Genomic DNA, 11,984 nt, shown 5'->3' on the forward strand with positions numbered 1-11,984 from the left:
GTCTTAACCAAGCTCTGGTCTTTAACCGTTATTCAGGATTCTCTAAAAGATTTCTCTTTTAGAGGGCAGAAATGCTTTCTACCATGGGCGTGCTCTACCAACTGAGCTACGTTGGCGCATTAAATTAATGCGTGGCTAAATCCTATTATATAAAATCACTTTTTTCAACACTTTTTCATGTTAAAATCAAAACTACGATCAGGAAATTGAGGCGCTCCTGCTTATGCTCCCATGCCTCCCGCCAAAGAAGGCTTCGGCCTGAAAGATGGAAACAGGGTAAAGCGGATTAGATACCCGCTGTGGGTGGGTTGAATTCCCACCGTTAACACTTTGTACCCCTGTATCTCCCGCCCGAAAGGGAAACCGGCGGCCCCGTTTAGCGGGGAGCCCTCACGCACGAAAAAGTGCGAGAGGGTTTTTTATTTAGCCCCGCCCGCCTTTGGCGGGCGGGGCAACCTTTTTAAATTTGTTATACTTTTCTCATGGATAAAGAAGCGATTGAACAAAAACTCAAAGAACTTGAAAAAGAGATGGCCGACCCATCTTTTTGGCAGAATAAAGCCCGCGCTAAGCAAATTGTTGAAGAATATAATGACCTAAAACTTGAAAAGGAGGGCTTGGGCAAATACGACAAGGGCGACGCCATTATGACTATTTTTTCTGGTGCTGGCGGTGATGACGCCGAGGATTTCTCCAGAATTCTTTTGGAAATGTATATGAAATTTTTCCAAAAACAGGGTTGGGACATAACCATTCTTCATCAAAACGAAAATGATCACGGCGGTTACCGCAATATCACTCTTGAAATTAGTGGCCCATCTTCCGCCAAAGATTCGGCGGGCAAGAAAGGTCCTTACGGAACTCTGAAAAACGAATCAGGCGTCCACCGCTTGGTCCGAATCTCGCCGTTCAATGCCAAAAAAATGCGCCACACCTCTTTTTCTCTGGTTGAAGTTATTCCAAAATTCCAGAAAATTACTGATTTTGAAATTCCAGAAAATGAGTTGAGGTTTGAATTTTCTCGTTCCAGCGGCCCGGGTGGGCAAAACGTCAACAAGCGCGAGACTGCCGTGAGGATTGTTCATATTCCGACAAATATTTCCGCTCACGCTGATGGCGAGCGCTCTCAAGCCCAAAACAAAGAGAAAGCCATGCAGATTCTGAAAGGTAAGTTGTTTAAAGCCCTTGAGGAAGAGCGAATAAAAAAAGTTGAAGGTATGTATGTTTCAAAGACCACAGAAATTGAATGGGGTAATCAAATTCGCTCTTACGTTTTTCACCCTTACAAAATGGTAAAAGACCATAGAACTGTCGTTGAAACAAGTGATGTGGAAAGCGTATTAAATGGTAATATAGAGATGTTTGTAGATTTCAAAAATCACAAAACATAGCGAATCGTTTTGTTCAATACAATCAGCCATGATTTATTTTGATAAAGTTTCAAAAATCTATTCTGACAATTCAATTGGACTTGAAGAGATAACCTTGTCTTTTGAGCCCAGCGAATTTGTCTCCATAGTCGGTCATTCTGGCGCTGGAAAAACAACACTTTTAAAAATGCTTTTGGCGGAAGAACGGCCAACTCAAGGCAAAGTTTTTCTTGAGTCAGTAGATATTCACTCCTTGCGCCGACAAGATATGATTTATTATCGCCGGAGAATTGGTGTGGTCTTTCAAGACTTCCGTCTTTTGCCTCACAAAACTGTTTTTGAGAATGTGGCTTTTGCTATGGAAGCCGCCGGTCGGAGCGATGAAGAAATTGAAAGCGATGTCCCACATGTTTTGGAATTGGTGGATCTTGGCAAAAAGTTCTGGAATTTTCCAAATGAGCTTTCCGGCGGTGAAAAACAAAGAGTAGCGATTGCAAGGGCGATAGTTAATCAACCGGACATTGTAATTGCTGACGAGCCGACTGGTAACTTGGACCCTTTGAATACTTACGAGATTATCCAGATTTTACAGAAGATAAACGATTTGGGGACAATGGTTGTTTTGACAACACACAATAAAGGGGTGATTGATTCTCTTGGTAGGCGGGTTATTACCATGGAAAAAGGTAAGGTCATAAGAGATAGCAAAGAAGGGAGATATGTTCTGTGATAAAATCTCATAAGAGACTTTATTAAATTTATTATAATGTTTTGGGTAAACACAAAAAGAATAATCAGATCGGGTTTTTTTAATTTTTTTCGCAATGGTTTTGTTTCGCTTTCTTCTGTCTTGGTGATGCTTGTTACTCTCTTCACTATCGGCTCGGTGATTTTTCTGGGAGCTATTTTAAATTCAACATTGGAAATTTTGAAAGATAAGGTTGATATCCGTGTGACTTTTGTGGTTAGCGCGCTTGAGAGTGATATTCTGGATCTTCAAAAAAAGATTGAGGGTTTGCCGGAAGTAGAATATGTTGTATATACTTCGCGCGAAGAGGCATTAGAAAAATTTACTGAAAGACATCGGGGCGATCAGCTTGTTTTGCAGGCCTTGGAGGAACTTGGCGATAATCCGCTTGGCGCATCTTTAAACGTCAAAGCTAAAGACCCAACTCAATACGAAGGGGTTGCTAATTTTTTACAGACCGGGAATTTTTTGTCAGTTGATGGAGTGCCGATAATAGATCGGGTCAATTTCTTTCAGAACAAGCCGGCGATAGATCGTCTTTCAAGTATCATAAAGACCTCGGAACAGTTAGGGTTTATTCTAGCTATGATTTTGGCTTTTGTTTCTGTGCTGATTACTTTTAACACGATTCGTTTAGCAATTTATATTTCCAAGGAAGAGATATCTGTTATGAAGCTCGTTGGTGCGAGTCCGATGTATATTAAAGGCCCGTTTGTGGTCAGCGGAATTTTATACGGACTTTTTGCTGGAATTTTGACTCTTCTGATTTTTCTGCCGGTCACTTATTGGCTTGGCGGTGTGACAGAAAGATTTTTCATTGGATTGAATATGTTTGGATATTATCTGGGAAATTTTGGGCAGATTGCCGTTATTGTTTTGATTTCTGGAGTCGCTATCGGCGCTTTGTCGAGTTACTTGGCAGCTAGAAGATATCTTAAAAACTAAAAGGTAAAAAAGATGCCGTCGCCAACCAAAAGAAACCATAAATATATTTTTGTTATAGGCGGAGTGATGTCTGGAGTTGGCAAAGGAATAGCGACTGCTTCAATCGGAAAAATTCTTCAGGCACGAGGTTTTAGAATCAATCCGATAAAAATAGATCCTTATCTAAACGTTGACGCCGGCACCATGAACCCCACTGAACATGGTGAGGTTTTTGTTTTGGATTCCGGATTGGAGTGCGACCAAGATATGGGTAATTACGAACGGTTTATGGGTTTGGATTTGCGACCAGAGGATTATATGACAAGCGGTATGGTCTACCAGCATGTTATTGAAAAAGAGAGAAATCTTGGATATCGAGGTAAGTGTGTTGAGGCGATCCCTCATATAACGGACGAAATCACAAGGAGGATAGGTAGGTCAGCAGAATTATCTAGTTCAGATGTTACTTTGGTAGAGATCGGTGGCACAGTTGGGGATTATCAAAATATAATGTTTATTGAAGCCGCCAGAGTTTTGCGGCTGAAAAATCCTAGAGACGTAATTTTTATTTTGGTTAGTTTCTTGCCGATTCCCTCAACTTTGGGCGAGATGAAAACTCGGCCAACTCAAAATGCAGTCAGAATGCTCAATTCCTATGGAGTTCAGCCAGACATTATTATTGCCAGAAGCGAGCGGCCCCTTGATAAGAAAAGAAAAGAGAAAATAGCGATTTCTTGCAATGTCTTTGAAGATCATGTTATTTCGGCTCCGGACATTGAAAGCGTTTATGATGTACCGATAAATTTTGAAAAAGACAATTTAGGCAAAATAATTTCTGATTGTTTGGAATTAAAGGCCAAAAGCCCGCGCAACGGCCTTTCGTCTTGGCGCCGATTTGTGGCTAACTCAAAGAGGTCAAAAAAACAAGTAAAAATAGCGATTGCCGGCAAGTATTTTGATACTGGCGATTTTGTTTTGTCTGATGCCTACATTTCTGTCATAGAAGCGATTAAAACCTCGGCCTTTTCAGAATTAGTCGAACCAGAGCTCCACTGGTTGAACAGTAAAGATTTTGAGGAAGATCCGGAGAAGTTGAAAATTTTAAAAAATTACGACGGGGTCATTATCCCCGGTGGTTTCGGTGAATCCGGCATTGAAGGAAAAATCAGCGCCATCCAATTTTTGCGGGAAAATAAGATTCCATTTTTTGGGTTGTGCTATGGTATGCAACTTGCGGTTATTGAATATGCCAGAAATGTTTTGAAACTGAAAGGTGCTCATACCACCGAAGTGAATTCGGAAACACTGCATCCAGTTATTGATATAATGCCGGAGCAAAAAAAGCTCTTGAAAGAAGGAAAATACGGCGCCACAATGAGGCTTGGCGCTTATCCTTGCCGTCTTCGCGCTGGTACGGTTGCTCGAGAAATTTACGGTAAAGAAAATATTTCAGAACGTCACCGACACCGATTTGAAGTTAACCCTGAATATGTTGATCAAATTTATGAAGCCGGGCTGATTTTTTCTGGTACTTCACCGGATGGGCGATTGATGGAAATTGCCGAACTACCAAAAAACAAGCACCCGTTTTTCTTAGGAACCCAATTTCATCCGGAGTTTTTAGCAAGGCCCTTGAGACCGCATCCTTTGTTTTCGGCTTTCATTCGTGCCTCCAAAGACCGCTCTAAGAGTTAGCCCTCCCAAATGTAGCTTTAATTTTTAATCTCTAAACAATGACCAATTATTATTTTGAAATTCTAAACTCTAAGTTCTAATCAAACTTAAAACTCAAAGATTAAAACTCTAAAATGAAATTTGGAACTTTGATCTTAGAACTTAAAACTTGATTAGGGTTTAGAGTTTAGAACTTAGAGTTTAAAATGTTGTAGAATAATTAGGCCAAATTTTTTTGGATTCTCCTAAACTCTATTGGCTAACCCCTGACCCAATTGTGGAAAAAGCGATATTTAAGCAGCATCTGAAAAGCTGTCTTGCGATTCTTCTAGACGACTAGTCTCGGTAAGTTCTGTAAAGACTCTAATTAAAACTTCCTCCTCATTCTCAGTAATCCTTTGATTTTCTGGAAAATTAAAGCCTTTATCTGAAACGTAAGTAATAAAATTTTTTGCAAAATTTTTCTCGTCTGGACTCAAATCAGAAATTCCCGAGAGAACTCGGTCTATTTCTCCTTTTTTTAGATATTCCGCAAGTAATCTCTGTGCTTCATCATAAAGCACCTCTCGTTCGGTAAAAGTTCCAACCGTAGGATCACCATGACTAGATACATTATGTTTTCCCTTAAATCCTTCTTGTCGTCTACTTCCTCTTAATACCGCTCCCATCAATGCTCCTCCTAAAACTTGACCGATGCCGCTTGCCACTTTATCAGTGTCTCGAAAACCTCTATTATTATCCGTATCAAGAAGAGGCATTCTACGTCGAGCGTTCCAAGAATCAGGGTATTGTTCACCCTCGTTTGGTATCTGGTTTGGTGTACCCTCAAAACCCATATTATTAATTATAAAGTAAAAATTTAAAAACTGGAATGGATGAGGTGTTAACATAAAACCATCCAAAATTCTCAAAAATCTGTGGGGTGATTATATACCAAATCTCTTTGACTTTAATCCTCGGAAATAGTTTAATCAAAAGGTGAATATTAAGTACGATCAGGATCAAATCGAAAAATCAAAAGAATTTGCCAGACGAGGGATGGAAGTCGATAGGCCTTTTGTATCTGAGCTTTGTAATGAGAGATTCTTGATCATGCCTCTTGTTTTTTCTCCTATCTTATTTCCATCGGCGGGAATTTTTTATCCAAATTTTCCTTACCGCGCGGAAGAAAATTTTTTGGAAATTGGTTGTGGGGCTGGTTACGGATCAATTCTGGCAATTAAAAATGGTGCCAAGCGTGCATTGGCGACAGACATTAGCCCTGCTGCACTTGAGAATACAAAATTAAATTGCGAATTACATAAAGTTGAAGACAAGATAGAGGTAATTGAAAGCAATCTTTTTGAAAATGTGGAAGGTAAGTTTTCTACTATTTACTGGAATCATCCTTTCATAACAGCGCCGGAAGATTATAAGTTTGAAAACATTGTTGAAAAAGCTATTTTTGATCCGGGGTACAAGCTTTTAAAAAGATTTGTAAGTGAGGCCGGAAATTACTTGGCATCAGGTGGAAGGGTTTTGATAGGTTTAGCTGATGTAGGTGGTTTGGAATATTTTAGAGAATTGGCCAAAGAGAACGGATTTAATGAAGAAGAAATTTTGAGAAAGGTTGGATATGAAGGAAATAAAATTGAAGTTACTCTGCATGAATTGATAAGAAAATAATTTAAGCACTAGTGCGTAGTTTTCTTATCCATAAACATTCCAATATTCTATAGAATGTTGGAATGTTTATTGGCTAATCCGACAGCTGGCGGACTAACCCTAACCCCTGACCCAATTGTGGAAAAAGCGGAACAGTTTTTTGAGTTTCAGGATAGAATTTAAAATATATGAAAAAGAATACATACTTTGTTGTGACGTCTTTGTTATTTTTTGTCGTCACAATGGTTCATTTGTCACGCGTTGCATTCGGTTGGGAAGTGAATATCGGTGCGTTTTATGTTCCGATGTGGCTTTCTTGGGTCGCGGTTTTTGGCATTGGCTTCTTGTCTCTTCACGGCTATCGTTTCAGCCGTAAAATCTAGACCAAACTCTTCAATAGAAATAGCTTCTTGTTGAATTGAATAATTCATATTTTTTCTATATTCTGTAGAAGTTAGAAGTATTGCGGGTTGGTGTAAAGGTAGCACGTCGCTCTCTGGAAGCGAAAATTGGGGTTCGAATCCCTGACCCGCAGCCAAGTCGTGCGGCGCACGAAGAGCGTCGATGCAATGCTTTTCAAAGTCTGCATAGAGCAATGATCTCGTGATAACGATACAATTAAATTATGAAAAAAATAATAATCAATGCTGACGACTTTGGATACAGCAAGAGCATAGACGAAGGGATTTTGGAAACCATAAAAAATGGAGTGGTTCGCAGTACATCAGTTATGGTTTACGGAAAGGCGGTAGAAGATATTACAAATCTTATTGATGTAGAAAAGAATATTTCTATCGGGCTTCACTTGCACATGGAAAAGACTTTAGAAAATCCTCAAATAGAATTCAGTAATCAAATTGAAATATTTACTAAGTTATTTGGAAAGATTCCTGACCATATTGATATTCACAAGCCACGATCTTCCAATTTGGAACAGCTAATTCCACTTCTTGAACAATATTCAGCAGTACATAATGTGCCGGTTAGAGAGTTAGGTCATGCGAAATCTATCAAGAGCTTTTTTGGTATAAATGTGAAAAATGATAATGGTATTGATCCCAACAGGGTAAGTGTTGAGAGTTTGCTCGATATTTTAGAAAGATTAGATGAGGGTATAAGCGAAATAATGACTCATCCTGGTTATTCTAATGACGAATTAAGGAATATGACTTCTTACAACGATACGAGGGAGTTAGAGTTGCGTACACTAACAGACAGAAGAATTATTGAATATTTTGATAAAAACCATGATGTGCAATTGATAAATTGGAAAGAGATATTATAAAGGCGCTCGAGACCCGTCGTGGAGGATTCTAAAATTAAGCTAATTCCGCCAAGCAGGGTTTGGATCCTCAAGGTTCGAGCTCGAGACGGCCAGCCGTGATTTTAAGCCTGCCGGTCGGCAGGCAGGGAGCGAAGCAGCTAGTCCAAATCAAAAGCTGGAGAAGAGAGAAGAAAATGACTTTATTTAAAAAGTGAGATTGCAAGTCCCGCAGCCAACAAGCGCGAGCGCAGTTGGTGCCGAGCGAGCACTGCGAGGCGCAGAATGTTCGCAACTCAACCTCCGCGCGAACTTTCGCCGGAGGCTCTTTTTCTAACAAACACAGCAGATTTGACAAAAAAATATATTCGGTATATCATATAAGACGTATAACTAAATCTCATAAGTTTTTCTTTTGAATTTAAGATTCAGAAAGTATTGAAGCTTTTAAAAGACTTTATCTAAAAACTGACGAGACTGACTGGTCACTTTTACTGTAAAGACTGGGAGTTATCAAGATAAAGTAATGCATAAAAATAAGTTCCATCGTGGGCCGAACAGGTCTTTTCGTCAGTCTTCTTTTCAAAACAGGCGCAGCCAGCCGGGGCGTTTTCGACCTAAGAGCTACAAGTTTGGCCAGTATATAGACCCAGTAAAATTTGTAAATAAAGCTGATTATATAGAAGCCGAAACAAGAAATTCCAAGCCAGAAAACCTTTTTGGAGATTTTAAAATAGAAGACAAACTAAAGAATGTCATAAAAAATAAAGGATATTTAACCCCCACACCCATTCAAGATAAAACCATTCCGCATATTCTGAATGGAAATGATATTGTCGGAATAGCAAATACCGGTACTGGAAAAACTGCCGCTTTTCTTATTCCTTTAATAAACAAAGTCCTACTAAACAAAAATGAGAAAGTTCTTATTGTGGTTCCGACTCGAGAACTCGGGATACAAATAAATCAGGAATTAAAAGACTTAACCGTTGGAATAAAGGTGTTTTCAGTTTGTTGTGTGGGAGGAGTTAATATCGGAAAACAAATATCAGATTTGCGATATCAAAACAATTTTATTATAGGAACTCCCGGAAGACTTAGAGACCTAACAAATAGAAAAAAACTTTTTCTTTCTGAATTTGGGTTAATAGTCCTTGATGAAGCGGACAGAATGCTTGATATGGGTTTTATTTCTGAAGTTAGGTTTTTGATGTCCGGAATGAAAAAAGATAGGCAAACTTTGTTTTTTTCAGCCACCATCTCACCAGCAATAGAAAAACTGATAAGTGAATTTTTAAGAAATCCAATAAGAATTTCTGTAAAATCCAGTCATACTTCAAAGAATGTTGACCAAAATGTTATTAAAATTGCTTCTAGGAAAAAAATTGATGTTCTTCATGATCTTTTGGTAATAAAAGATTTTAACAAGGTTCTCATTTTTGGACGTACAAAACATGAAGTAGAAAAGCTCTCCAAAGTTCTCATTGAGAGAGGATTTAAAGCAGAGTCTATCCATGGCAATAAAAGTCATTCGCAACGACAGAGGGCTCTACAGCTTTTCAAAAATAATGTGGTTCAGGTTTTGGTAGCTACAGACGTTGCAGCCCGTGGTTTAGATATCATGGATATAAGTCATGTTATAAACTACGATCTTCCGGCAACATATGAAGATTATGTTCATAGAATTGGCCGTACCGGTCGAGCCAATAAACTTGGTAAAGCGTTAACATTTATTGAATAATATGAAATCGTTTCAAACTCCACCAAAGAAGATATACCAAGAGAAGGGTAAATGGGTTGAAAGAGTCACTCGTTCTAAAATTATTATTTGTAAGTGTGGTAATAAATATATAAAAACGAGACCAAACCAGAAAGAATGTCTTAGATGTTTAAATCTGATACGGGAAAGATAATTTACCTTTTAGTGCAAGAAAAACTCAAGTAAGGTATATTGTTTTCTCATTGTTGCTGTTTATATAATTTTTATGGAAATCAGAAATATTGCAATTATTGCGCATGTTGATCACGGTAAAACCACTTTGACCGATGCTATTATGCGTGAGACAGGAGCTGTTGAAGAAGGGGTTACCATGGATTCTAACGCCATAGAGAAAGAGCGAGGAATAACTATTTATGCCAAAAACGCTTCTGTAACTTATAAAGGTGTAAAAATAAATATTGTAGATACGCCCGGTCATGCTGATTTTGGCTCGGAAGTAGAACGAGTGCTTAGATCAATCGATTCGGTTTTACTTGTGGTGGATGCCCAAGAAGGCCCGATGCCCCAGACTCGTTTTGTTTTGAAAAAATCTTTAGAAATTGGTCATAAGCCGATCGTTGTGATAAATAAAATTGATAAGTCGGCGGCCGACCCTGCGCGAGTCCATGATGAGGTGTTGGAACTTTTTATGGATCTCGGAGCAAATAATGAACAGCTAGATTTCACCACTATTTATTCCATTGCTCGGGAAGGAGTGGCGATACGATCTCTTGAAGATCCTCATAAAAATTTATCGCCACTTCTTGATGAGATTTTAGAAAAAGTGCCATCTGCCGGAAAAAAAGATAATGGCATTGTTTTAGCCCAACCTTTTAATCTTGGATATGACAATTTTCTTGGACGGCTAGCTGTTGCGCGTATATATGAAGGTATTCTTAAGGTTGGTACCACTGTTTTTATCAAAAAAACCACAGGCGAAGTTGAAACAGGAAAAATTACCAATCTTTTTACTTTCGAAGGACTTAAAAGAAAAGAGGTAAAAGAAGCTGAATCGGGCGACATTGTTTTGATTGCCGGTCTCCCGAATATTTTTATTGGCGATACAATCACCAATTCTTCAGACATCGAAAGTCTACCAGCTATTAAAGTTGATGAACCCACGATTACTCTTGATTTTTTGGTTAACAATTCACCGTTTGCCGGTCGAGAAGGAAAATTTGTAACAGGACGCCAGATTCGCGAGCGTTTGGAAAGGGAACTTGAGGTAAACGTTGGTTTGAAAGTTGATTTTTCAGGAGAAACAATGAAAGTTTTTGGGCGAGGGGAGCTTCACATCGCTATTCTTTTGGAAAATATGCGTCGAGAAGGTTACGAGCTTCAGGTCTCTCAACCGCAAGTAATTATAAAAGATTATCTTACGCCAGGGGATGGAATAAAAAGCGAGCCGTTTGAAGAGATAACTATAGACACACCGTCTGAATTTCAAGGAGTTATAATGGAAAAGCTTTCCAAGCGCGGTGCAAATATGATGAATATGAAGCAAGATGTAAATAATGTTCGCTTAATTTTTGAATGTCCAACCAGAGGACTGCTGGGCTATCGAGGGCAATTTATTATTGATACAAAAGGAGAAGGAATTATGGCTAGTCGAGTTATTGGCTTCCGTCCTTATGCTGGAGAAATTCAAAAAAGACTACATGGCTCTATGACGTCAATGATGACGGGTAAAGCTCTTGGTTTTTCTTTAGACAATTTACAAACTCGCGGCGTTTTATATATTGGTCCTGGTGACGAGATATATGAAGGCATGGTTATCGGTAGCACTTCTAAGGGTGAAGAGATGATCGCAAATCCTACAAAAGGGAAACAGCTGACCAATATGAGAGCTTCTGGTTCCGATGAAAATATAATGCTGACTCCGCCATTTCGGCTGACTATTGAGAGTGCTATTGAAATAATGTCTGAAGATGAATATTTAGAAATTACTCCAAAAAGTGTGCGTTTGAGAAAAAAAGAACTGACAGAGACAGATAGGGTAAAAGCAAAACGAAATAAAACAAAAGCTTGATTAGAAACCCAACACTAAGGAAATCCCTTAATAAAATTAAAAAACTGCCTTTGGGGCGGTTTTTTGTTAGAATAGATTTATGATTAAAAAATCATTAACAAAGGCACTTTTGGCGGAGCTGTATATTGTGGTTATAGTGTCGGTTATTCAATATACCGAAAAAATGACTGAATTGCCTGAAACAATACTTATTCCTATGGTTATGCTATCGCTTTTTGTTATTTCTGCCGCAGTGATGGCTTATCTTTTTGTTGCAGAGCCGATTCTCCTTTACATTGACGGACAAAAGAAACAAGCCGTAAATCTTTTCCTCTCCACAGTTGGAATGTTTGCCCTGATAACATTCTTAATTTCTCTCACTCTCTTTTTCTTGTTTTAAGATATGTTAATATAAAGATATTAATAACTTGATAAAATTAAAATACCCAGTAAACCAACAAATAACACTCCGGGAGGAATTTTTGGTCGGGGAAATTATAAGAGCGCAAGAGGTTTCAATAAGGCCTTAAAGGGAGCAGTTGGAAGTACAAATAAAAACAAAGCAAATTTAATTTCTGGTCACTTAGAAGGAAAAA

Annotated in this window: 11 protein-coding genes and 1 tRNA gene; 10 read left to right on the forward strand and 2 right to left on the reverse strand. The window is 38.6% G+C overall.

The annotated features are described in order from the left end of the window. Positions 1–482 precede the first annotated feature (482 nt). The 4 genes from QY304_03705 to QY304_03720 are packed head-to-tail and all read left to right on the forward strand — an operon-like array spanning position 483 to position 4,737. A complete protein-coding gene (locus tag QY304_03705; protein ID WKZ26466.1) occupies positions 483–1,391 on the forward strand; it encodes a PCRF domain-containing protein in 909 nt (302 codons plus the stop codon). A gap of 28 nt (positions 1,392–1,419) precedes the next feature. Beyond that, on the forward strand, positions 1,420–2,100 hold the full coding sequence (ftsE, locus tag QY304_03710; protein WKZ26467.1) for a cell division ATP-binding protein FtsE: 681 nt from the start codon (positions 1,420–1,422) through the stop codon (positions 2,098–2,100). 36 nt (positions 2,101–2,136) lie between these two features. Further along, positions 2,137–3,063, forward strand: coding sequence for a permease-like cell division protein FtsX (locus QY304_03715; GenBank protein ID WKZ26468.1), 927 nt, complete (start codon positions 2,137–2,139; stop codon positions 3,061–3,063). Between the two features lie 12 nt (positions 3,064–3,075). After that, positions 3,076–4,737 (forward strand): CTP synthase, encoded by a 1,662-nt coding sequence (locus QY304_03720; GenBank protein WKZ26469.1) that lies wholly within the window; start codon positions 3,076–3,078, stop codon positions 4,735–4,737. Positions 4,738–5,009: 272 nt separating this feature from the next. Here QY304_03720 and QY304_03725 read toward each other — a convergent pair whose 3' ends face one another. Further along, entirely contained in the window at positions 5,010–5,552 is a 543-nt protein-coding gene (locus QY304_03725) for a hypothetical protein (protein WKZ26470.1), read from the reverse strand. Positions 5,553–5,694: 142 nt separating this feature from the next. On the opposite strand from QY304_03725, the gene QY304_03730 reads away from it, so the two are divergent. Then, on the forward strand, positions 5,695–6,381 hold the full coding sequence (locus QY304_03730) for a methyltransferase (protein WKZ26471.1): 687 nt from the start codon (positions 5,695–5,697) through the stop codon (positions 6,379–6,381). Positions 6,382–6,614: 233 nt separating this feature from the next. Here QY304_03730 and QY304_03735 read toward each other — a convergent pair whose 3' ends face one another. Further along, on the reverse strand, positions 6,615–6,791 hold the full coding sequence (locus tag QY304_03735; GenBank protein WKZ26472.1) for a hypothetical protein: 177 nt from the start codon (positions 6,789–6,791) through the stop codon (positions 6,615–6,617). Between the two features lie 33 nt (positions 6,792–6,824). Here QY304_03735 and QY304_03740 point away from each other — a divergent pair. The 5 genes from QY304_03740 to QY304_03760 all read left to right on the forward strand — a co-directional run bounded on the left by QY304_03740 (position 6,825) and on the right by QY304_03760 (position 11,788). Continuing rightward, positions 6,825–6,898: transfer RNA gene (locus tag QY304_03740), tRNA-Gln, on the forward strand. Between the two features lie 87 nt (positions 6,899–6,985). Then, positions 6,986–7,645, forward strand: coding sequence for a ChbG/HpnK family deacetylase (locus QY304_03745; GenBank protein WKZ26473.1), 660 nt, complete (start codon positions 6,986–6,988; stop codon positions 7,643–7,645). Positions 7,646–8,147: 502 nt separating this feature from the next. Beyond that, positions 8,148–9,362, forward strand: coding sequence for a DEAD/DEAH box helicase (locus tag QY304_03750; GenBank protein WKZ26474.1), 1,215 nt, complete (start codon positions 8,148–8,150; stop codon positions 9,360–9,362). Positions 9,363–9,606: 244 nt separating this feature from the next. After that, complete coding sequence (typA, locus tag QY304_03755) at positions 9,607–11,409, forward strand: translational GTPase TypA (GenBank protein ID WKZ26475.1); 1,803 nt, start codon at positions 9,607–9,609, stop codon at positions 11,407–11,409. Positions 11,410–11,488: 79 nt separating this feature from the next. Beyond that, a complete protein-coding gene (locus QY304_03760) occupies positions 11,489–11,788 on the forward strand; it encodes a hypothetical protein (GenBank protein WKZ26476.1) in 300 nt (99 codons plus the stop codon). The last annotated feature ends 196 nt before the right edge of the window (positions 11,789–11,984 follow it).

The organism is Candidatus Paceibacterota bacterium, assembly GCA_030583745.1.
In the GTDB taxonomy this organism is placed as follows: domain Bacteria; phylum Patescibacteriota; class Minisyncoccia; order Phycocordibacterales; family BOKC01; genus BOKC01.

Excerpts from the sequence above, each read along its gene's own strand:
- QY304_03760 (WKZ26476.1), top strand. The coding sequence starts at position 11,489 with ATGATTAAAAAATCATTAACAAAGGCACTTTTGGCGGAGCTGTATATT.
- QY304_03705 (WKZ26466.1), top strand. The coding sequence starts at position 483 with ATGGATAAAGAAGCGATTGAACAAAAACTCAAAGAACTTGAAAAAGAG.
- typA (WKZ26475.1), top strand. The coding sequence starts at position 9,607 with ATGGAAATCAGAAATATTGCAATTATTGCGCATGTTGATCACGGTAAA.
- QY304_03745 (WKZ26473.1), top strand. The coding sequence starts at position 6,986 with ATGAAAAAAATAATAATCAATGCTGACGACTTTGGATACAGCAAGAGC.
- ftsE (WKZ26467.1), top strand. The coding sequence starts at position 1,420 with ATGATTTATTTTGATAAAGTTTCAAAAATCTATTCTGACAATTCAATT.
- QY304_03720 (WKZ26469.1), top strand. The coding sequence starts at position 3,076 with ATGCCGTCGCCAACCAAAAGAAACCATAAATATATTTTTGTTATAGGC.
- QY304_03735 (WKZ26472.1), bottom strand. The coding sequence starts at position 6,791 with ATGAATTATTCAATTCAACAAGAAGCTATTTCTATTGAAGAGTTTGGT.
- QY304_03715 (WKZ26468.1), top strand. The coding sequence starts at position 2,137 with ATGTTTTGGGTAAACACAAAAAGAATAATCAGATCGGGTTTTTTTAAT.
- QY304_03725 (WKZ26470.1), bottom strand. The coding sequence starts at position 5,552 with ATGGGTTTTGAGGGTACACCAAACCAGATACCAAACGAGGGTGAACAA.
- QY304_03750 (WKZ26474.1), top strand. The coding sequence starts at position 8,148 with ATGCATAAAAATAAGTTCCATCGTGGGCCGAACAGGTCTTTTCGTCAG.